Below are 21763 nucleotides of genomic sequence, written 5' to 3'. Positions count from 1 at the left end.
CGCTACGCTGTTACGCATGGAACATGTGCTTGACTGGTTGAAGGCGAACAGCGGGAAGATCATTCTGCTCACCATCGTCATGGTGCTGGCGTTCGTGGTGACACGCCTACTGAGCCAGGGTCTGCGCAAGGTACTCGAACACAACAAGATTCCACAGGCGTCGATCTTCATCAACATCGCGCGCGTGGTGGTGTGGGTGATCGCACTCACCATCGTGCTGCACCCGGTGTTCGGCGTGAGCCCGGCGAGCCTGTTCACCGCACTCGGCATAGGCGGTCTGGCCATCTCGCTTGGTCTGAAGGATTCCATTGCGAACACGATCGGCGGGTTCACGCTCATGTTCTCGCATGTGATCCAGCCAGGCGACACGGTGAGCATCAACAGCGTCACCGGCGTGGTGCAAGACATCAATTGGCGGCAGACCGTGGTGCGCGAGCGCAACGGCAACATCATGATGATCCCGAACTCGGTGCTCAACACCACCGCGTTGGAGAAGCTCGACCCGGCGAACGAATGCCTGGTCACGATCCCGTTCACCGCCAAGCCGGACGTCGACACGGCCAAGCTCGCTCAGGATCTGCTGACCACGGTGAACACGCACGCGCGCTCGCTCATGAACCCGAAATACAAGGCGGTCGTGCGTTACACCGGTTTCACGAGCGACGGCGTGAGCGGCAACATCGTGGCCTATGCGAAGCACGGCGTCGCGCTCACCGCGCTGTCGGACGCCATCGCGCGCGCAGTGCACAGTTCCAAGCTCAATCTGAACTTCACGGCGTCCTCATTGGTCGGCATTGACGAAAGCGGTGCACTCACCGGCAAATCTACATCACGTTCATAAGCGCCAACACCATGCCGAACACCGTCAGCGTGATGAACACGCCCATGCCGGCGTTGACGAACGCGCACGAGCAGGCAGTGCCTTTCGGCAGTTGCGCGGGCGTGACGTAGAACTCGAGTCTGCGGCATTTCATAATGAGCAGCACCACGCCCGCGACCACCGCCACCAAATACAGCAGAATGTACAGCATGGCGGCCACGCCCATAATGAGCGCCGATCCGGTCGCCTCGCCGGATTCGAGCGCGGCAGAATGGGCGTCGCTCCAATCGCTGAAGAACGGGCCGGCCACGCTGCCCAGGAAATTGATCGCCATATGCAAGCCGATCGTGTATTTGAGCTGGCTCGTGCGCATATAGATGTACCCGAGCACGAGTCCGAGACCGAACGCGTAGAAGAACTGGTAGAGATTCAGGTGGAACAGTGCGAAGATGAGCGCCGACACCACTATCGCCAACCGCTCGCCGTAGCGACGTACGCGCGCGATGATCTGCTTGCGGCACAGCCACTCCTCCACGATCGGTCCCACGACCACCACGGCGAGAATATTGAGCCATGCCGGGATTCCGCCGACGATGTTGTCGAGACGGTTCTGTGCCATGCCGCCCGAGAACAGCGCAGCGAGCGCGTTGCCGAGCAGTCCGCCCACGAACACGATGGCCAGGCTCACGAGGAACCATTCGAACAGTTCGCCGAAGGTCATGCCGAACTTGCGCGTGGGCTCCTCGGGCACGCTCTTGAGCATGAGGTAGGCGAGCGGCACGGCCACCAGGTACAGCGAGCAATCGGAGACGAGCAGCGGCACCCACATCCAGTGCGCGGCCTCGCGATGCAGCATGCTAATGCCGATCCCGAGCACGAACACGAGCGCCATCCACACCACGATCATCACGCTGAACGACGCCCCTATGCGCGAGTAAGACCTGCGTGCGGATTCCACCGCATTCCGTTCGCCCATCTGATTCATCGGCGGTTCCTGCCAATACTGCGGCTGCTGGAACTCGCCCTGCCACGCCTGCTGGAATTCACCCGCCCGTGTGTTCTGTTGCGGACTCTGCGGGCGTCCCGGTTCGGTCATTGTGCCCCTTGCGCTCATCTGCTGCTGAAATATCCCCAGATTACCAAACCCGCCTTGCTCGCCGCCCTCCTGTTCCATATCCGCCCGCTCTGCCCCAGTTGGTGACGACGCGCGCATTGTGCAGGGCTCGCTCGCGGGTCCTCTCCGCCCCAGTTTTGCGGAACAAACCAAGTCACCCATACTTAGTCTGTTCCACCAGACTCCCTCCCAGTGAAACAAACCAAGTAGGCCGCACTTGATTCCGCTCGGCAGTGCGCCGCCGCTGCAAAAGAGCACACAAAAAGCGGCACCCGAAATTCCGGATGCCGCCCTGTCGCGCGAATCTGCAAGCAAATCTGCCGCGGATCAGTCGTTAGTGGAGGTCTTGTCGTAGAGCGTCTTGCCCTCCGACGTGATCACAATGCGCACCGAGTAGGTGTTGCCGCCGTCCTCATTGAGCTGCGAGGCCGCGGATTTGCCCACCGAATTGAGGCTCTCGGCCAGCGAATCGGAGTATTCCGCGAGCGAGGAATCCAGGTCGAAGGTGAGGATCAGTGTGTTGCCCTCGGCGGAGACGCTGCCCTTCATGCCGTCCGGCAGACCTTGAATCTGCTTTTCGAGCTCGCTCTTCACGGTCGGGTTCTTGAGCGCCTCTTCGAGCGTGATCGAGCCGTCGGTGAGCTGGTCGCCGATGTCGTCGATGTCGTTGTCGATGTCCTCATCAATGTCTTCGTCGGGGTCCGTGGTGCTCTGGGTCTGCGAATGCGTGGCGCTCGGCGACTTCGAATCGCTGACGATCTCGTTCGTCGCCGCCAGAACACTGTTGAACACGATGATCGACACGATGATGGAGACCACGGTGAGCACGCCGCCCACAATCGTACCGGCGAGCGAAAGATTCTTGCTCGCCTTGCTGCCGCCGTGCTTGTTGATGTTCACCATTGCGATGATCGACACGATCAGACCGATGAGCGGGAACAGAATCGCCAAAATGAGACCGACGATTGCCATCGTGTTGTACTTGTCGGTCGGCCCCTGCGGCGGGTACTGATCATAACCACCCTGTGGCGGGAACTGTGCCGGGCTGCCGTATGCGGGGCCACTCGGTTCACCGTAGACCGGCGCGCCTCCTGCCGGCGCTCCATACGCAGGCTGCTCGCCGTACTGCGGTGCCGCGTTCTGCGGGGCGCCGTAGTTGAGCTGGGTCGTCGGCTGCGTGGCCGCCGGCTCATACGGGGTGCCGTATGGCTGTTGTGCCGGCTCGTTGCCAGTGAACTGAGGCGCAGATTCGTCATGCTCGTAATTCGAGTTGCCGTATGCCTCGCGACCCTGCTCCGGTGCTGCGTTCTGTACATATGGCTGTGCCGGTTCCTGCGGCTGCGTGTACGGGTTCGGATTGGCATTCGGATTCAGCCCGTACGGATCAGCCGGCGGCGTGATCGGCTGTGCTGGCTGTTCGCCACCGGTGTACGGATTCTCTGGATGTGTCATTATTCTCCCTCTGTCGAAAAACAGCATCAGCCTAACAAAAATGGCCCCGGTCCCAGCTTGGTCACTCCCTATTTACGCAGTTTAGATTCCTGTATTGCACACCGGTCGGGCACTCTGTATCAATCTGCACAGTCGACCGCCGGAATGGTCGAATCAGGCGAGCGCGCCTTCGATGAGGTCGGTGACCACGGTGCGGAACGGAATGCCCATGGCCTCCCACGCTTGCGGGAACATCGAGATCGAAGTGCATCCGGGCAGTGTGTTGATCTCATTGACGAGCACGTCGCCATCTGCGGTCACGAAGGTGTCCACACGGCTCAGTCCCATGCCGTCCACCGCGTCGAATGCGCGTACGGCGGTTTCGCGGACGCGCGCGATCAGGTCATCGCCAATCTTCGCCGGGATCTCGGTGTGGCTCGCCTGGGAGTCCATGTATTTGCTGTCGAAATCGTAGAACTGGTCGTCGCCTTCGCTGCGCCGGTCGAGCACCACTTCGCCAGGTAGCGCGGCACGGGTCGGGTCGGTTGGGTGAATGCGCACCACAGCGCATTCGATTTCGCGCGCGTCAATGCCCTGTTCGACCAGCACGCGCCAATCATGCTGGCTCGCCTCGAACACGGCGGCGGCGAGTGCGGCTGCGTCGCCAATCTGCTCCACTTTGGTCACGCCGAAGCTGGAGCCGGCACGACTGGGCTTGACGAACAACGGATACTGCAAGCCGGCCTCGTTCACCTGCCGCAGGAATTCCTCGCTGTCGGTGGCGAACTCGTCGGAGGCGTCGTAGTGACGGGTGTCGAGCGTGATGCCCGGTGCCACCGGAATGCCGGCGGCGTGCAACAGCACCTTGGTGTAGTGCTTGTCCATGCACGCGGCCGAGGCGAGCACGCCGCAGCCCACGTACGGCACGCCCATCATCTCGAACAGGCCTTGAATCGTGCCATCCTCGCCGAACGGGCCGTGCAGGGCGGGCAGCACCACGTCAATATGACCAAGCGAATCAAGCGAGCCGTCGGCATTGCGGGCGTGGAACCCGTCGCCACCGGCGCCAATGGTGAGCACCACTTCGCGCGAATCGGGCGTCTCAACCGCCTCGGGGAGTCCTTCGGCCAGATTCCAGCCGAGCGGGTCCTCGCCGCCTACGAACCAGGTGCCGGTCTTCGTGATGCCGATCGGCACGGCCTCGAACAGTTCCGGATCGAGCGCGCGCATGAATGTGGCGGCGGAGATGCAGGAAATCGAATGTTCGTCCGCCTTGCCGCCGTAGAGAACCGCCACCCGTGTCTTCGCCATTGCCATCTCCTTATGCCCGGGCATATTACGCCCGGAATTCTGCTCCATGCCTTGTGAGCCGCCGCCTCCGCAGTGAACGGAACGCGGCGCCCGCGCTGCCTCCCAAGAATACTAGCCGCTCTCCCCGCCCTCCACTCTTACGGGCTAACCTTTCCCTTACGGGCTAACCTTTCCCTTACGGGCTAGCCATTTCTGTTACGGGCTAACGTGAAACACCCAACATCCAAATGCCCGATTCCAGTAATCCGTCATTTTCCAACGTTTTACAAATCTCAGAATCCCGAGGAACCCATCTGCACCTTAGCCCGTAAGCCAAAATCCTAGCCCGTAACAGAATTCAATCCCGGGAAGGAATCCGCCCCATCCGTTACGGGCTAGACTTCTCGTTACGGGCTAAGGCTGCCCGCGCATACACAAAGGCGCACCGGCACACAATGTGCGGGCGCGCCAATCTGCAAAAATACGCGAATCCGGGCGGGTCACTCCACGGTGATGTCCTTCGGGAACATCTCGGAGACCATCTGGTCGAAGGAGATGCCGTCGTTCAGCACGCGCGTGACGGCCTTGGCGAGCGGAGTGTCCACGTGGTACTTCTCGCCGAGCTCAACGACCGCGCTGGCCGTGGCTACGCCTTCCGCCACGCCGTCGCTCACCTTCGTCGCCTCGGCAACACTCATGCCCTTGCCCAGATTGAAGCCGAACGTGTAATTGCGCGAGAGCGGGGAGCCGCAGGTGGCGACGAGATCGCCCACGCCGGCCAATCCGTGGAACGTCTCCGGCAGCGCACCGGCGGCGGTTCCGACTGCGGTGAGTTCAGTGAGACCGCGCGTCTCGATCATCGCGGCGGTGTTCTCGCCATAGCCCGCGCCGTGGCTCATGCCGACGGCGAGCGCGACTACGTTCTTCAGCGAGCCGCACAGTTCCAGGCCGATTACATCGGAGGTGATGAACGCCTTAAAGTAGTCGGTGGTGCACAGCTTGGCCATCATGCGCGCGTTGTCGATGTCGGTGCAGGCGATCACGGTGGCGGCGGGCTGGCGCGCGGCGATCTGCTTGCTCAGATTCGGGCCGGACACCGCGGCGAACCGCTCAGTCGGCAGGTCAAGCGCTTCAGAGACCACCTGGTCCATGCGCTTGCCGGTGCTCTGTTCAATGCCCTTCATGAGCGAGACGATGAGCGCGGAATCCGGAATGAGTCCCTTGAACTGCTCAAGCGCTTCACGTGCGTGCTGTGCGGCGATCGCCACGACGACCACGTCGGCGTGCGTAACCGCTTCGGCGCGATCGCCGGTCGCCTTCATATTGTCCGGCAGTTTCTCCACGCTCGGCAGACGCACCGGATTCCTGTGCTCCGTCTGAATCGCCTTCACGATCTCCGGCTCGATCGCCCACATCATCACATCGTTGCCCGCATCGGCAAGCACCTGACCGAAGGCGGTTCCCCACGCGCCAGCACCCAAAACTGTGATATTCGCCATGCCTACTCCTTACTTGAACACAACTATTCTCGATTGTTGCTCGCTTTCGCCGCCACGGCCGCGCATTGCGTTGCTAGCGCAAATTCAGCGAGTTGCAGACTCCTCCGCGCGCTTGTCTATCTCATGCGGGTCGCTGAACGGCGGCGCCTCCGGCACTTCCTTCTCAATGCGGTAATCGTAGAACGTGTCGGGCGCCTGTATGCCGCGGATGTTCGCCATGACCTCCTTCATGCGCACGCGCACGCGCCGCACGAGTTCGTTCGCGAGCTCCACCGGCGGCTCCTCACCCCAGGAGTCCATGTTCGCCAGCAGATCGGAGTAATCCAGCTGCGTGTCGTAGCACATGACGACGTTCTTGCGCGGCCACGGCCACCAATGATTGATGCTCGCCGCACCCCACGTCACCGCGCAGAACAGCGGAATCTGGTGACCGACGCGGCGCGACGCCTCGAGCGCGATGAATCCGGCGCCGTTCTTCATGCTCATCGGCCATTTCTGCGGGTCGCGCGTCACCGTTCCCTCGGGCCAGATTGTCAGCGCATGATTGCTCGTGAGAATCTGTACCGACGCCTCTTCGATCTCGCGCGCCTTGCCGCTGCGACGCGGCACCGGCTGCATGCCGACCGCGCGGAACCATTTGCCTATGACCGGCCACTTGCCCATCTCCGCCTTGGCCATGTACCGCGGGCGGCGGCCCATCTGGAACATCGCGACCATCGGCACGAACACGTCGAATTGGGTGACGTGCGTCGCGCAGGTGATGTAGGCGCCTTCGACCGGCACGTTTTCCAGACCCCACGCGCGCACTTTGCAACTCGCGCGCAGCACTTTCGCCGCGCCTTCCACCAAGCGGTGCGTGATTTTCGGATTGAGCTCGTCGATTTCCCGCTGATTCGGCTCCATTCTGCCGATCGGGAACGGACGCGTCGGGTCCACGAGAGCATATTCTGCGGCGAGTTTGCGCACTTGCACGTCGCTGAGCGGCTTCACGGCGCGCCTTGGCGACGGCTTACCTTTCGATACCATGCCCCCATTCTGCCACGCCCCCTCCTCCGCGATCCCATTGCCCTTCCTCTGCCTTCCCTTCTGCGTAAAAAGAGACAAATCCACCACGCGCAATGTCCCAAATTACGCAAACGAAAATCTGCCGACAATAATCTGCGTAAAAGGAGACAGATTTGCTGGCCACGATGCTTCTAATTACGACAACAAAAAACATTGAAATTCCTGCTATATTGTCGTGTTTATCAACTGCGGCGCGAGAATCTGACATCCTGTAAGAGTTGACAACATCCCGTAGGAGCTGACGACATCCCGTAACGAAAAAGAAGCGCCATAACGCAAAAGACGGCCGCCCCCAGCAGGGGTGACCGTCTTCAAGCGTTCTGTTCAAGCAAGCAGAACGGCGCAAACTAGTCGATCTGCGCGCCGAGCGCCGTGAGCTTGCCGCGGAAGTCCGCGTACCCGCGGTCGATCAGGCTGATGCCGCGCACGTCGGACGGTCCCTTCGCCGCCAGCGCCGCGATCAGGTGGCTGAATCCGCCGCGCAGATCCGGCACGTCGATGTCGCGCCCCTCGAGCGGCGTCGGCCCGAAGATCACAGCGGAATGCTTGTAGTTGCGCTGCTGGAAGCGGCACGGCAACGAGCCGAGGCATTCGCGGTAGAGCTGCACGGTCGCGCCCATCTCCACCAGCGGCTTCGTGAAACCGAAACGGTTCTCGTACACGGTCTCATGCACAATGCTCAGACCGTTCGCCTGCGTGAGCGCCACGACGAGCGGCTGCTGCCAGTCAGTCATGAAGCCGGGGTGCACGTCGGTCTCGATCGCCACCGGTTTCAGGTCACCGCCCGGGTGCCAGAAGCGGATGCCGCGGTCGGTGATGTCGAACTCGCCGCCGATTTTGCGGAACACATTGAGGAACGTCATCATCTCCGGCTGGGTCGCGCCCTTCACGAACACGTCGCCGTGCGTGGCCAGCGCGGCCGATGCCCACGATGCAGCCTCAATGCGGTCGGTCAAAGCCGTGTGCGTGTAGCCCTTGAGCTCCTTCACGCCCTCAATGCGGAACGTGCGGTCCACGTCCACCGAGATGATCGCGCCCATCTTCTGCAGCACGGCCACCAAGTCCATGATCTCCGGTTCGGTCGCCGCGCCGGACAGCTCGGTCTTGCCATCTGCGAGCACGGCGGCGAGCAGAGTCTGCTCGGTCGCGCCCACCGACGGGTATGGCAGGTGAATCTTCGCGCCATGCAAGCCGTTCGGCGCGGTGATGTGAATGCCGTCCTTGTGTTCCTTGTCAACGGTGGCGCCGAGTTTGCGCAGCGTCTCCAAATGGAAGTCGATCGGCCGGCCGCCAATGTTGCAGCCGCCGAGCGCGGGAATGAACGCCTCGCCCAGCCGGTGCAGCAGCGGGCCGGAGAACAGGATCGGAATGCGCGACGAGCCGGAGAGCGTGTCTACATCGGCCACGTCGGCCAGCTGCACGTTCTTCGCGTCGATCGTCACAATGCCCTCGTCGCCGTTCACGTCCACGTTCACGCCGTGTAGGCGCAGCAAATCGGAGACCACATGCACGTCTCGAATCTCGGGCACGTTTTTGAGCACCGACGTCCCCGGTGCAAGCAGCGCCGCCACCATGGCCTTGCTTACGAAGTTCTTCGCACCGCGCACCTTGATCGTGCCGTTGAGCGGCTTGCCGCCCACCACATGCAGTACGTCGTCAGTTTTCTCCACGTCCACCTCTTTCAAGCTCTTTCAAGCACACGATTCGAAATTCCTAAATGCTTCCAACAGTTCCCGCGCGCGTTTTATTTCGGCACCGCCTCGGTACCGCCCGGGCACCGCCTCCGCACCGCCCGCGAGCGCAATTCCCCACCATTCTGCCACACACCATGTAGTTCTTCATATGGGCAGATTCCCCCGCGCTCACCATTCGCGAAACCCCTCGCAGCCACCCACTCCCCACACCTACCATCTCAGGTAGCACTAGTGTTTTCGGGACTCAAAGGAGCATCATGACCACCACTGTCGCCGTTGTCGGCTGCACCCACGCCGGCGTTTTCGCCGCCAATTCCATTCTTCGCGAACACCCTAATTGGCAGGTGCACGTATTCGAGCGCAACGAGACCGTCTCGTTCCTCTCCTGCGGCATCGCGCTGTGGGTGGGCGACCACGTCTCCGACCCGAAGAAGATGTTCTACTCCTCCCCCACCGCGCTCGAGCAGGCGGGCGCGACCGTGCATATGCACACCGATGTCACTGACGTTGACGTTGCCGCGAAAACGTTGGAATTCCGCGATTTGCAGACTGGCGACACCCAGACTCTGCCCTACGACAAGCTCGTCGTAACCACCGGCTCGCGCCCGATCGTGCCGTCGCTGCCCGGCATCGATTCCAAGCGCGTGCAGCTGTGCAAGAACTGGGATGACGCGGTGCAGATCAAGGAACGCGCGCACGACTTGAAGAACGTGATCGTGATCGGCGCGGGCTACATCGGCGCCGAGCTCGCCGAGCAGTTCTCCACGCGCGGCACGCAGGTGACGCTGATCGACGCCGCCGACCGCGTGCTCGCCAATAATTTCGACAAGTTCATCACCGATCAGGTTGAGGCGAAGTACCGCGAGCATGGCGTGACACTGGCTCTCGGCGAGGCGGTCAAGGCGTTCCGCGACAACGGCGACAGCATCACCGTGGTCACCACGAAGGGCGAGTACACGGCGCCCTACGCGGTGCTTGCCGTCGGCTTCCGCCCGAACACCGACTTGGTGCGCGGCCAGGTGGAGACGCTTGACAACGGCGCGATCGTGGTCGACGAGTTCATGCGCGCCTCGGTGCCGGATGTGTTCGCGGCCGGCGACTCCGCCACCGTGCTGTTCAACCCGACCGGCAAGCTCGACTACATTCCGCTCGCCACCAATGCGGTGCGTCAGGGCGAGCTCGTCGGCCTGAACATTGAGAAGCCGACCCGCAAGTACATGGGCACGCAGGCCACGTCGGCCGTGCAGCTCTACGACCTCTCGCTCGCCGCCTCCGGCATGACGCAAACCTACGCGAACAACCACGATCTCGACATCCGCTCCACCGAGCTGCTTGAAGATTACCGCCCGGCATTCATGCTCTCCACCGCGCCGGTCTCGTGCATTCTCACCTGGGATCCGCAGACGCGCCTGGTCAAGGGCGCCCAGTTCTGCTCGACCACCGATGAGGTGGCCGGCGCCGCGAACGTGGTCTCGGTGGCGATTCAGGCGAAGTTCACCATCGACATGCTGGCGAACGTGGACTTCCTGTTCCAGCCGAACTTTGACCAGCCGGTCTACTATGTCGGCGCGGTCGCCGCGAAGGCTGTGACCGAGCAGCGCTGACTCCTGCACGCCCTCCTGTTGGGGGAGTTCCCCAGCACGGACTCCCCCAACAGGAGCTCCTCCAGAGGAGGCACTCCAGGGGAGACACTCCAGGGGGGATGCCTCCGGGAGTCCCCTTTCCTCCCTTACGGGCTAGCAAATTCCTTACGGGCTAACAATCCTCTTACGGGCTAGGATTTTCCGTTACGGGCTAAGATGAGTGTTGTATCGAGCGAAAAAAATCGGTGGAAAATGGCGGTTTTGTATGATCGACACTCACCGTATACCCGCCAAATGGCGAATTTGCCCTAGCCCGTAACGGAAAATCCTCGCCTGTAAGGAGTTTGTTAGCCCGTAAGGCACCGGATGGCTTGTAATGCGCTGGATGAGACCGTAGGGGATAAGAAAACGACCCCTCCGTGCGGAAGAGCCGTCAAGGCGATGGAACTGCAAACCGGCGGACTCAGTCGCCACCGAGGTCGAATGCGGCGAGGTCGTCTTCGCGCGAGTAAGTGCGGAAGGCCATCAACGTCTGCGTGCCGGCGACGCCGGGAACCTTGGCGATGCCGTCGGGAATGATCGTCGAGAGGTCGTCGAAATCGTCGGCGGAGACGATCGCCACCAAATCGACGTCGCCCGCCACCGAATAGACGTCCTTGACGCCCGGAATCTCAACGATTTTCTTCGCCGCCTCGCTCACCTTGTCGGCTTGTGTGGTAATGAGAACGATCGCATCTGCCATCTCGGCTCCTTAGAACAACTTCCTGTTCCTTCAACGATACCCCGCGCAGCGCCGGCGTATGCCGCACGACTCACGCACGGCGCAGACACACCGAAAACCCTAGCCCGTAGGCACTGTGATATCCCGTAGATATCCCGTAACGATTATGTTGGCCATACGCACTCACGCCATGAGACTCAAGACGCGCGGCGCACGACTGCACGCCGCCTGCGCGGAGCGCCTCGCCTCAGCGATCGGCGAGCGGACCCGCCCACTCAACCGCTTCAGGCTCGCGTGCCGACTCCACCGTTTCGGCCTCCTCGGTGACCACCGGCAGCGTCTTCGGTTTGAACGGGAATTTTTCCGCTCGCATGCGTTCGTATGCGGCGATGTCATCTTCATGCTGCAGCGTGAGGTCAATGTCGTCGTAACCGTTCATCAGGCGCCAGCGCACGTAATCATTGACTTCGAACGGCAGCACCACGTCGTCGATGGTCACGGTGCGCGTCTCGAGATCGACGGTCATCTGCCGGCCGGGTTCCTCTTCGAGCATCTTCCAGATCAGCTCGATCGACTCCTGCGGCATAATCGCCGCCAGCACGCCGTTTTTCGCGGTGTTGCCATAGAAGATGTCGGCAAAACGCGATGCGATGACCACACGGAACCCGTAGTCGTGCAACGCCCACACAGCGTGCTCGCGCGACGAACCGATGCCGAAGTCGGGCCCGGCCACAAGAATCTTTCCGTCGCGATATTCCGGCTGATTCAGCACGAAATTCGGGTCGCGACGCCACGCGTAGAACAGTGCATCATCGAAACCAGTGCGGGTTACGCGCTTCAGGAACACGGCGGGGATAATCTGGTCCGTGTCCACATTCGAGCGGCGAAGTGGCACGCCGGTGGCGGTGATAGTCGTAAGTTTTTCCATAACAGTCCCTATTTCGTATTTGTTCCGATTCCCGATTTACAGATCCGCCGGCGTCGAGATTGTGCCGCGGATCGCAGTGGCTGCCGCGACGGCCGGCGATGCCAAGTGCGTGCGCGATCCCTTGCCCTGGCGCCCTTCGAAATTGCGGTTCGACGTCGAGATCGAGCGTTCGTGGGCGACGAGTTTGTCCGGATTCATGCCCAGGCACATCGAGCAGCCGGCGTTGCGCCATTCCGCGCCGAAGTCCTTGAAAATCCGGTCGAGCCCCTCGCGCTCGGCCTGCAGGCGAATGCGCGACGACGCGGGCACGACCAAAACCCGGTGAATCGAATCTGCCTTCTTGTGCCCCTTCATAATCTCGGCGGCGATGCGCAGGTCTTCGATACGACCGTTCGTGCACGACCCGATGAACACGGTGTCCACCGAAATGTCGCGGATCGGCGTGCCCGGATCGAGTCCCATGTAGTCGAGCGCGCGCTCGGCGGCGGAGCGTTCGGTGGCGTCCGCGAAATCGTCCGGTGCGGGGACGACGCCCGAAATCGCGACGCCCTGCCCCGGGTTCGTGCCCCAGGTGACGAACGGCTCGAGATCCTCCGCGCGCAGCGTCACCTCGGCATCGAACACGGCGTCGTCATCGGTGCGCAGTGTCTTCCAGTACTCAACCGCTTCATCCCACATCTCGCCCTTCGGTGCGTGCGGGCGCCCCTTCAGGTATGCGAACGTCGTCTCGTCGGGCGCGATCATGCCAGCGCGCGCACCCGCTTCGATCGACATGTTGCAGATGGTCATGCGCGCGTCCATCGACAGCTGCTCAATGGCGCGCCCGCGGTATTCGAGCACGTATCCCTGGCCGCCGCCTGTGCCGATCTTCGCAATGATTGCGAGAATGATGTCTTTCGCACTCACACCTGCCGGCAGGTCGCCTTCGATGTTGATCGCCATCGTCTTGAATGGCTTGAGCGAGAGCGTCTGCGTGGCCATGACATGCTCGACTTCAGACGTGCCTATGCCGAACGCGAGCGCGCCGAACGCGCCGTGCGTGGAGGTGTGCGAATCGCCGCACACGATCGTCATGCCGGGCTGCGTGAGACCGAGCATGGGCGCGAACGCGTGCACGATGCCCTGGTCCGCGTCGCCGAGCGGGTGCAGACGCACGCCGAATTCGCGGCAGTTCTTCTCGAGCGTCGTCAGCTGCGTGGCGCTCGTCTCGTCCGGGTTCGGCTTGTCTATGTCAACCGTGGGCGTGTTGTGGTCTTCGGTTGCGATGAGCTGGTCGAGGTGCCGCGGTTTGCGACCGGCCAGGCGGAGCCCCTCAAACGCCTGCGGACTGGTCACTTCGTGCATCAGCATGAGGTCGATGTACAGCAAGTCGGGAGCGCCGTCGCTGCCCTTGCGCACCAAATGATCGGCCCAAACCTTTTCGGCCAATGTCATTCCCATAAACCTGTTCCTCCTAGTGTTGTCGCGTGTGCGGGGCGCGCTCTCCCTTGCTTTCCCGCGCCGCTCGCTTACCACACGCGAGCTTGTCTGTCCAGACTAAAGGCTGGGGAATCGCCGGTCGTGTACTATGTCAGAATGCGAGATGTAAAGATTTTTCAAAGATGTTCCAGATTGTTTTCGCACTGTAAAACACCCGATGTTCCGCGGAAGTTGAGCGCTTAAGTAGACTAATCCAACAGAAGTGCCTAGTTTGTCGTTTTGCGTTTCGAATACTGAGATGCAATAATTTCATTATGACTTCAGATACGCTCACCGCAAAATCTGCTTCGTCTGCTGAGACGAGCACAAACAATCCGTCCAATCACAACGATGTGCCCGCACACGACAACGAGATTCATTCCGGTGTCGGCGTGCTCGATAAGACCGTAAAGATTCTCGACGCGCTCGAGTCCGGCCCCGCAACGCTCGGCCAGCTCGTCGCGGCGACACATCTCGCGCGCCCGACCGCCCACCGCTTGGCGATTGCGCTGGAGCGCCACCGCTTCGTGGTGCGCGACCAGCACGGCCGCTTCGTACTGGGCTCACGTTTCGCCGAGCTCGCCGCCGCCGCAGGTGAGGATCGTCTGCTCGCGGCCGCCGGCCCGATTCTGCAGACGCTGCTCGACCGCACTGGCGAGAGCGCGCAGATTTACCGCCGTCAGGGCGAACAGCGCGTGTGCATCGCCGCCGTCGAGCGCGCGAGCGGACTGCGCGATTCAATCCCGGTCGGCGCCATGCTCTCGATGGAGGCCGGTTCCGCCGCCCAGATCCTGCTGGCGTGGGAAGACACCGAACGCCTTCACCAGGGCCTGCGTCACGCGAAGTTCTCGGCCGCCAAGCTCGCCACGGTGCGCAAGCGCGGCTGGGCCGACTCGATCAACGAGCGCGATGAGGGCGTCTGCTCCATCTCCGCGCCGATTCGCAACGCCTCCGGCCAGGTGATCGCCGCAATCTCGATCTCGGGACCCTCAGGCCGTATGGGTTCAAACCCGGGTCACCGTTTCGCCCCGCTCGTCATGGGCGCCGGCAAGTACCTCTCGGATGCCCTGATCAAGGCCAGCATCTCGCGCTGACCGATTTCGGCGGGCATCCGGCGCCCCGATACACAAAACGCATCCGACATCATCGCGTTCAAGTAGGCAACCAACCTACGTACATTGCGCAATCCCGCAGCTAGGCGGCCAACCCCAAGGTTGGCCGCCTTTCTCTTTCCGCGTCTCCGTCTCATACAACGTTACGGGCTAAGTTTTTCTGTTACGGGATGCCATAATCTCTTACGGGATGTCCTTATCCGTTACGGGATGTTACCATCTGTTACGGGTTATGGAACCCCTTACGGGCCAGCCAACTCCTTACGGGCTAAACTTTTCCGTTACGGGCTAGCGAAAATCTGCAACCTGGCAAGTATCCAGCAATTCCCCAAAACACAAAACCGCCATTTTCCAACGATTGTTGTTGCCGAATACAACGCCCCTTTTAGCCCGTAACCAACAATCTTATCCCGTAAGCGTTATCTTGGCCCGTAGCGGCTACCTTAGCCCGTAACAGAAAATCCTAGCCCGTAAGCCAAAAGGCCGTAACACACAACGAGACGACGGCAAGACGAGCCAAACGTCGTGCCGGCAACGTCTCCCACGCTCACATGGTTTTGGCGTGACGCAAACCGCTTTGGTGTGACGGTACCCACAAACCCATGACTATAACAATGTTGGAATTCCAACGTTTTGCAAATCAAGGCCACCGAGCCACCGTCACACCAAAGCGGTTTGCGTCACACCAAAACCGTAAAACCTCCGCGCTCAGTGATTGAACAGCCAGTTGCCCACGGAATGCCACAATCTGCTCACCGCGCTTGGCTTGTGCAGCAGATTCACGCCCTCGCTTCTCGGCTTTGACGCGCTGCTCATGCCATACACGTACGCCTTCTTCGAGCTTGGCTTGCCCACAAGCTCGCCGAACTGCAATAGCTGCGTGCGCGGCGAGAACGGGTGCCGATCGTCGAACTCGAACAGACGCGCCGCGCGCCGCTCCGGAATCGGCCCGTACGAGTCGAATCCGCACGTCGGCGTCGCGATCATCTGCACGCCCGCATACTCGCCGGCGAACGCGTTGCGGTGGTCATGCCCGGCCGCCACCGCGAAGTAGGCGTGCGAATCACGCAGAATATCGAACTCGCCCGAGTCGAGGTCCGGGCAGCTCACGCCCTCGCCCAAGTATCCGCCGCGCTCGGTCTTCGCGTCGTCCAACACAAAGTATGAACCGGAATAATTTCTGTACCCCTCTACAGACCGATCCGTCGTCCTCGGCACCGGTTTCAGCACGCGGTAATACTGCGGCAGCGGCATATGCTGAAAAACTATGGATTCCACGCCTTCGCCAAACCACTGCGGCACGGTGCGCAGAAATCGCAATGCCGTCTGCGAGGGCGAGCCATAGCCTCCGGTTTCCGCATAATCTCCGGAATCTACAAGAACAATTCCGAATACAGTGTTTCCAGATTCGTCACACACCGGCATCGCGAACGTCCCCGGCTCGCCGCTCGCGATCACGCGCTCCTTCGGCAGCGCGCGCGACCATGTCTCCGCGCCGAACTTCGCAGACTCCGGCGGATTCACGCACAGCGGGAACTCGCGGAACATCTCGTCGAGCTGCGCGTTCGTGAGCCCGCACTGGAAATCGTGATTGCCGTACGTCACCGCCCACGGCACGCCTGCGTCGACCATCGGCTGCACCATCTGCTCGATCTGCCCGCGCACGAGCTCGCGCGTGTGGGCAATGTCCGCGGGCTTGGGTGTCGCGCCCACCGCAGTCTTCCACCGGCGTTTCATGAACGTCGCGGCGAACGCGGGGTCGTAACCGGCGATCTGATTGCCCGAGAACACCACGAGATCGGGCCGCGCATCGCGAATCGCAGCGCTGATGAGCGCAATCGTGTCTTTCGAAACCTTCGGGCCGTCTTGCACGTCTGCCAGCTGCAGCACGCGGAATTTCCCCGATTTGTGGAACTGCAAGCGCCCGAGCCGGCGCGACACCGACACCGGCCTGGCTTCGCTCATTTCCGCAGACTGCTCACTCATACCGCCTACTCTAACCCATCCGCCGCGCGTTCGCACGCCAGTCGCGTCTTGCTTCACCCCTGCTCACAAGCGGCAGACAAAACAAAAAACCTCCACACTGAGTGGAGGTTCATTCGCTGGGATGCCTGGACTCGAACCAAGAATGGCTGAACCAGAATCAGCTGTGTTGCCAATTACACCACATCCCAATTTGGCATGTTCATTCGGTTTCCCGAAGAACCCGTACCCCCAACCGGATTTGAACCGGTGTTGGCGCCGTGAGAGGGCGTAGTCCTAGACCGCTAGACGATGGGGGCATCATCTCGTCGCTTCCGTGAAGCAACAGATAGAAAATATACTCGGAACCCCGAATGTGCGCAACTCCGGCGTGTCGCACTCGCATGTCCCCCAGTTTTCAGCCAGCCTGCGCGCCCCTCGCGCGCCCACGCACACCATCGCACGCCCTCGCACGCTACGGCGTGAACAATGTGATGTTATGGCGTGAACATCGTCAAGGTCACCAATCGCAGATTCCTTGGAATATCAGTGGTTCGACCAACTGCAACTTTTGCCTTGTTCACTCCATAACGCCGTTTTGTTCACTCCGTAACGCAAAAAGCCGAGGCTCTCACCTCGACTTCATTGCTTAACGGTCTCACGACTAAACGGACCTCATCGCTCAGCCCTGAATCTCAGCGAGATGCTCACGCAGACCACGCAGGCGCTCCAGCGTGATCTTCTTGCCAACAATCTCCATCGACTCGAACAGCGGCGGCGAAACACGACGGCCGCTCATCGCCACGCGCACCGGGCCGAACGCGAGACGCGGCTTGTAGCCACCGTCCTCCACGAGCGCCTTGTTCAGCGTCTCATGCAGCGTATCCGTCTGCCACGAAGACTCCGGAACGGCGTCCAGCGCGGCAATCGCCATATCCAGAACGGCGCCCGCAGAATCCTTGAGCTGCTTCTTCGCATCATCTGCCGGCGGAATGTAGTCTGCGTCCGAAAGCAGCGAGCCGACCATGCCCGAAACCTCGCCGAGCAGGCGCACGCGCGGCTGCACGAGCGGCGCGGCGGCGGTGAGAATGTCGCGTTCGCGTTCGTTGAGCGCATCCCACGAATCCGCGGAGACCACGCCATCGCGAAACAGGTAGGACACCGAGCGCTCCAGGAAATCGGCAGGCTCGAGCATGCGAATGTGCTCGGCGTTGATCGAGATCGCCTTGTCGATGTCGAAGCGCGCCGGATTCGCCTTCACATCGCGCACGTCGAACTTCTCCACCATCTCGTCCATCGAGAAGATGTCGCGGTCCGGCGCGATCGACCAGCCCAGCAGCGCCAAGTAATTGAGCAGACCCTCCTTGATGAAGCCGTGCTCGCGGTGCAGGAACAGATTCGACTCCGGGTCTCGCTTGGAAAGCTTCTTGTTGCCCTGACCCATCACGTACGGCAGGTGGCCGAACAGCGGCATCTCCTTGGCAATGCCGAGTTCCATAAGGTAGCGGTAGAGCACGATCTGGCGCGGGGTGGAGCTGAGCAAGTCCTCGCCGCGCAGCACGACGTTGATGCGCATGAGCGCGTCGTCCACCGGGTTCGTGAGCGTGTACAGCGGGTCGCCGTTCGGACGCACGATCACGTAATCCGGCACCGACCCGGCCTTGAACGTGATCTCACCGCGAATGAGATCGTTGAAGGTGATGTCTTCGTCGGGCATCTTGATGCGCAGTGCCGGCTTGCGGCCCTCCGCGCGGAACGCTGCTTTCTGCTCCTCGCTCAGATTGCGGTCGTAGCCGTCGTAGCCGAACGCCTTCGGGCGCCCTGCCGCTTCGTTGCGCGCCTCAATCTCCTCCGGCGTGGAGTATGACTCGTACGCATAGCCCGCGTCGAGCAGCTTCTGCGCGACGTCCGCGTAGATTTCCCCGCGCTCGCTCTGGCGGTACGGGCCGTCCGGTCCGCCCACGCCCACGCCTTCATCCCAGTCGATGCCGAGCCACTGCAGCGCTTCGATGATCTGGTTGAAGCTCTCCTCGGAGTCGCGCTGCGCATCGGTGTCTTCGATGCGGAACACGAACGTGCCGCCGGTGTGCCGCGCCTCCGCCCAGTTGAACAGCGCGGTGCGCACCATGCCGACGTGCGGGATGCCAGTCGGTGACGGGCAGAACCTCACGCGCACGTTCTCGGGAAGCTCGGGTTTCACATGATTCGACTCAATGTTTTCAGATTCACTCATGCCCACTATTCTGCCCCGCCAACCCGACGTGCGCAGCGCTTTTGGCGGGGATGCCGATTCAGCTGCCGCTATCTGCTGCAAGCCATCTGCTACGGGCCAAACCAACCCTTACGGGCTAAGATTCCCCTTAGGGGCTAGGATTTCCGGTTACGGGCTAAGGAAAATCCGCCAGGTGCCAAGTATCCGACGACTTCTCAAAACGCAAAACTGCTATTTTTCAAGGATTCGTTTTCGTTGATACAAGGCTCCCCTTAGCCCGTAACCGAAAATCCTAGCCCGTAAGGCACATCTTGGCCCGTAAGGGGAATTGTAACCCGTAAGCTACGCGGAAATCTCGGTGAGCACCGGGGTCTCGGTGCTCGTCTTGATCTGCTTGAAGCCGAGCAGTGCGATCGCGAGCGAGACGAGCGCGAGCGCGGTGACGACCATGAACCCGCCGTGCGAGCCGTTGCGGTCGATGAACACGCCGGCAATCGCTGAGCCTGCGGATCCGCCGATCGCGTTCATCGCGCCCATCCACGCCATGCCTTCGGTGAAGCGCGTCTGCGGCACGAGGTGCAGCATGAGCTGGTTGCCGTTGATCCACGTGGGCGACTGGCAGACGCCGATGATCAGGTAGATCACCATGATCACCCACAGGTGTTTAGCGAACAGGAACGACCCGATGCCCAGATTCACCACGGCCAGGCACACGTAGAAGCGCTTCCACAATGGGATCGTCCAGTTCTTCGCGCCGTACAGCAGCGCGCCGGCGAGAGAGCTGACCGAGAAGCACGCGAACACGAAACCGGTGTACTGTTTCATGTTCGCTTCGGTGGCGAACGCGACGATCGAGATGCCCGCGGCCGACTGGAATGCGCCCAGGCCGAACCACGTCGCGCACACGGCGATGAGGCCCGGTCCCCAAATGGAATCCTTGATGCCGCTCATCGACTGCTCGTACGCTGCCTTGCCCGCGGCCTCCACCTCCGCCTCGGACAGTCCCTGCGACTTCGCGTGCACGCGGGCTTCCTCGGCGGCGGTCTGCGCGCGCAGCTCCTTCGCCTTCTCCGCCTCGCGCTCGCGGAATTCCTTGCGCGTCATCCCGGCTTCGCGTGCGAGGTCAGACTGGCTCGGCGGGCACGTGGTCATCTCGGTGAGGAACATGAGCGCGCCGATCAGCACGCAGATTCCGGTGAACGACATGGCCAGGAATCCCGAGACCACGGCCAACGTGGACGCGAGCGGATTGCCCACCACCCACATCGCTTCGTCGAACACGCCCGATAGCGAGAGCGCGCGGTTCACGCCCTGCCGATTGTTGCCCATCAGGTACGTCCAGCGCGCGCGGCTCATGGCGCCCCACGGCGGCACGGCGGCGAAGAACGGCACGATGCAGAATAGGATCCACGGCGCCACTTGCGCGCGCACGCAGGTGACGAACGAGACTGCGGCGAGCATCCAGATCACAATCGTCGGAATTGACACCTGGCGCTGCCCGAACCGGTCGACGAGCGTGCCGAGCAGCGGCCCCACCACGGCGCCGGCGATCGCCTGCACTGCGGTGAGCGCGCCCGCGAGCGAATAATTTCCGTAATATTGCTGGGTCATGATCGTCATCGTCATGCCCACCATCGGGAACGGCATGCACGCAATCACCGATCCCACCGTGAACCTCGCCGCATGCGGGATTCTCAACAACTCCGCGTACCCGCCGAAAATACGGTGGTTCACACCTTTCACACCTTGCAGTAACGACATGTGCCGCTCCTTTCCGCTCACTGCCACCCCCGACTGCGCCGCTTTGCGTCGCGGCCCGCTATGTTTCGCCGGGATTATTTTGTTGCCAGATTCCCAGCACGTATGCGCTGTTTTGGCAAACATGGCTACACTACAGAGGGGTACCATCGCGACACGCGGTAGATTGGTAGCGGCGACAAAGTTTTTTCATAATGATTTTGCGCGGCCGAAAACCGCACAACGAACATGTGACCTATGCGAGCGAGGAGCCCGGAATGCCAGCCACCACCATCAATTTCGTGCGTCACGGCAAGGTGTACAACCCAGACCATTTGCTGTATGAGCGACTCCCGAACTTCCACCTCTCCGAGCGCGGTCGACGCATGGCGCAGGCGACCGGCAGGTATATCGCACAGAGTCCGCAGTTGAACACGGCGGTGGCGGTCTACTCGTCGCCGCTCGACCGCACCCGCGAGACGGCGGACGCCATCCTGATCGAGCTGAACGCATTGCGCGCCGAACGCGGGCAGGAACAGCTCGAACTGCTCACCGACAAACGACTCATCGAAGCGGGCAACGAATTCCGCGGCACGCGCATCGGGCATGGCGAGGGCGCACTGTGGAAGCCGCGGAATCTCAAGCTCGTGCGCAATCTGTGGACGCCAAGCTGGGGCGAGAGCTACCGTTCGATCGCCGCTCGCGTGCAGGACTTCGCACTCGAAAAGGTGCGCGAATACCCCGGTGAGCAGATTGTGGTCGTCACGCATGAGTCGCCGATCTGGTCGTACCGTCACATGCTCGAGACCGGCCGCCCCGAGCACAACATGCTGCTGCGCAAGACCGCGCTGGCGTCCGTCACCTCGATCACCTACGATTCCGAGACCGGCAAGGTGCTCTCGATCACCTACGCCGACCCCGCGAAACATGTCGACTAATACCCCATCAACCACCCGTTACGGGCCAGCCTCCCCGTTACAGGCCAGCCTCCCCGCTACGGGCTAAAGCTTACGGGCAAAACTTCCCTTACGGGACACCATCCCCCTTACGGGCTAGGATTACGGGCCAGAACTCCCCTTACGGGCTATCACAGCGCTTACGGGCTAGGATTTTCGATTACGGGCTAAAACCGTCATT

The 21763-nt window shown here is 61.5% G+C and carries 16 protein-coding genes and 2 tRNA genes; 4 read left to right on the top strand and 14 right to left on the bottom strand.

Annotated elements, in window-relative coordinates; genetic code table 11:
• Window positions 1-16: 16 nt before the first annotated feature.
• Window positions 17-841 (top strand): mechanosensitive ion channel family protein, encoded by an 825-nt coding sequence (locus BANAN_RS01300; RefSeq protein ID WP_041776940.1) that lies wholly within the window; start codon window positions 17-19, stop codon window positions 839-841.
• Here the strand turns inward: BANAN_RS01300 and BANAN_RS01295 are convergent.
• From BANAN_RS01295 to murA, 6 genes are all read right to left on the bottom strand, one after another.
• Entirely contained in the window at window positions 825-1916 is a 1092-nt protein-coding gene (locus BANAN_RS01295; RefSeq protein WP_014697184.1) for a CPBP family intramembrane glutamic endopeptidase, read from the bottom strand. The two genes, BANAN_RS01300 and BANAN_RS01295, sit on opposite strands and share 17 nt — an antisense overlap.
• A gap of 345 nt (window positions 1917-2261) precedes the next feature.
• Window positions 2262-3386 carry a DUF4854 domain-containing protein gene (locus tag BANAN_RS01290; RefSeq protein ID WP_014697183.1) on the bottom strand — a complete coding sequence of 375 codons (1125 nt, stop codon included), beginning with the start codon at window positions 3384-3386 and terminating at the stop codon, window positions 2262-2264.
• Between the two features lie 153 nt (window positions 3387-3539).
• Complete coding sequence (locus tag BANAN_RS01285) at window positions 3540-4676, bottom strand: D-alanine--D-alanine ligase family protein (protein WP_014697182.1); 1137 nt, start codon at window positions 4674-4676, stop codon at window positions 3540-3542.
• Window positions 4677-5155: 479 nt separating this feature from the next.
• Window positions 5156-6154 carry an NAD(P)H-dependent glycerol-3-phosphate dehydrogenase gene (locus BANAN_RS01280; RefSeq protein WP_014697181.1) on the bottom strand — a complete coding sequence of 333 codons (999 nt, stop codon included), beginning with the start codon at window positions 6152-6154 and terminating at the stop codon, window positions 5156-5158.
• 84 nt (window positions 6155-6238) lie between these two features.
• Entirely contained in the window at window positions 6239-7180 is a 942-nt protein-coding gene (locus BANAN_RS01275) for a lysophospholipid acyltransferase family protein (protein WP_014697180.1), read from the bottom strand.
• Window positions 7181-7566: 386 nt separating this feature from the next.
• Window positions 7567-8895, bottom strand: a complete 1329-nt coding sequence (gene murA / locus BANAN_RS01270) for a UDP-N-acetylglucosamine 1-carboxyvinyltransferase (protein WP_004268315.1) — start codon at window positions 8893-8895, stop codon at window positions 7567-7569.
• 275 nt (window positions 8896-9170) lie between these two features.
• Between murA and BANAN_RS01265 the strand changes: the two genes are divergently transcribed.
• Entirely contained in the window at window positions 9171-10517 is a 1347-nt protein-coding gene (locus BANAN_RS01265; RefSeq protein ID WP_014697179.1) for an NAD(P)/FAD-dependent oxidoreductase, read from the top strand.
• A 442-nt stretch (window positions 10518-10959) separates the two neighbouring features.
• On the opposite strand, the gene BANAN_RS01260 is transcribed toward BANAN_RS01265, so the two are convergent.
• The 3 genes from BANAN_RS01260 to leuC all read right to left on the bottom strand — a co-directional run bounded on the left by BANAN_RS01260 (window position 10960) and on the right by leuC (window position 13585).
• Window positions 10960-11238 (bottom strand): Lrp/AsnC ligand binding domain-containing protein, encoded by a 279-nt coding sequence (locus BANAN_RS01260; protein ID WP_004268308.1) that lies wholly within the window; start codon window positions 11236-11238, stop codon window positions 10960-10962.
• A 226-nt stretch (window positions 11239-11464) separates the two neighbouring features.
• A complete protein-coding gene (leuD, locus tag BANAN_RS01255) occupies window positions 11465-12145 on the bottom strand; it encodes a 3-isopropylmalate dehydratase small subunit (protein ID WP_014697178.1) in 681 nt (226 codons plus the stop codon).
• A gap of 36 nt (window positions 12146-12181) precedes the next feature.
• Complete coding sequence (gene leuC, locus BANAN_RS01250) at window positions 12182-13585, bottom strand: 3-isopropylmalate dehydratase large subunit (protein WP_014697177.1); 1404 nt, start codon at window positions 13583-13585, stop codon at window positions 12182-12184.
• A 293-nt stretch (window positions 13586-13878) separates the two neighbouring features.
• Here leuC and BANAN_RS01245 point away from each other — a divergent pair, with 293 nt between their 5' ends.
• On the top strand, window positions 13879-14697 hold the full coding sequence (locus tag BANAN_RS01245; RefSeq protein WP_014697176.1) for an IclR family transcriptional regulator: 819 nt from the start codon (window positions 13879-13881) through the stop codon (window positions 14695-14697).
• Window positions 14698-15423: 726 nt separating this feature from the next.
• Here the strand turns inward: BANAN_RS01245 and BANAN_RS01240 are convergent.
• From BANAN_RS01240 to BANAN_RS01220, 5 genes are all read right to left on the bottom strand, one after another.
• The gene (locus BANAN_RS01240; protein ID WP_041776939.1) at window positions 15424-16701 is read right to left on the bottom strand and encodes a metallophosphoesterase; all 1278 of its coding nucleotides are present in this window, start codon (window positions 16699-16701) and stop codon (window positions 15424-15426) included.
• A gap of 116 nt (window positions 16702-16817) precedes the next feature.
• Window positions 16818-16889, bottom strand: a tRNA-Gln gene (locus BANAN_RS01235).
• 35 nt (window positions 16890-16924) lie between these two features.
• Window positions 16925-16997 (bottom strand) — tRNA-Glu (locus tag BANAN_RS01230).
• A 362-nt stretch (window positions 16998-17359) separates the two neighbouring features.
• Entirely contained in the window at window positions 17360-18910 is a 1551-nt protein-coding gene (gltX, locus tag BANAN_RS01225) for a glutamate--tRNA ligase (RefSeq protein ID WP_014697174.1), read from the bottom strand.
• Window positions 18911-19231: 321 nt separating this feature from the next.
• Complete coding sequence (locus tag BANAN_RS01220) at window positions 19232-20650, bottom strand: MFS transporter (RefSeq protein WP_014697173.1); 1419 nt, start codon at window positions 20648-20650, stop codon at window positions 19232-19234.
• Between the two features lie 254 nt (window positions 20651-20904).
• On the opposite strand from BANAN_RS01220, the gene BANAN_RS01215 reads away from it, so the two are divergent.
• Window positions 20905-21564, top strand: coding sequence for a histidine phosphatase family protein (locus BANAN_RS01215; protein WP_014697172.1), 660 nt, complete (start codon window positions 20905-20907; stop codon window positions 21562-21564).
• The last annotated feature ends 199 nt before the right edge of the window (window positions 21565-21763 follow it).

It is taken from the genome of Bifidobacterium animalis subsp. animalis ATCC 25527, assembly GCF_000260715.1.
In the GTDB taxonomy this organism is placed as follows: Bacteria; Actinomycetota; Actinomycetes; order Actinomycetales; family Bifidobacteriaceae; genus Bifidobacterium; species Bifidobacterium animalis.
The sequence above is the reverse complement of the archived record's forward strand: the minus strand, read 5'-3'. Positions and strand labels throughout refer to the sequence as shown.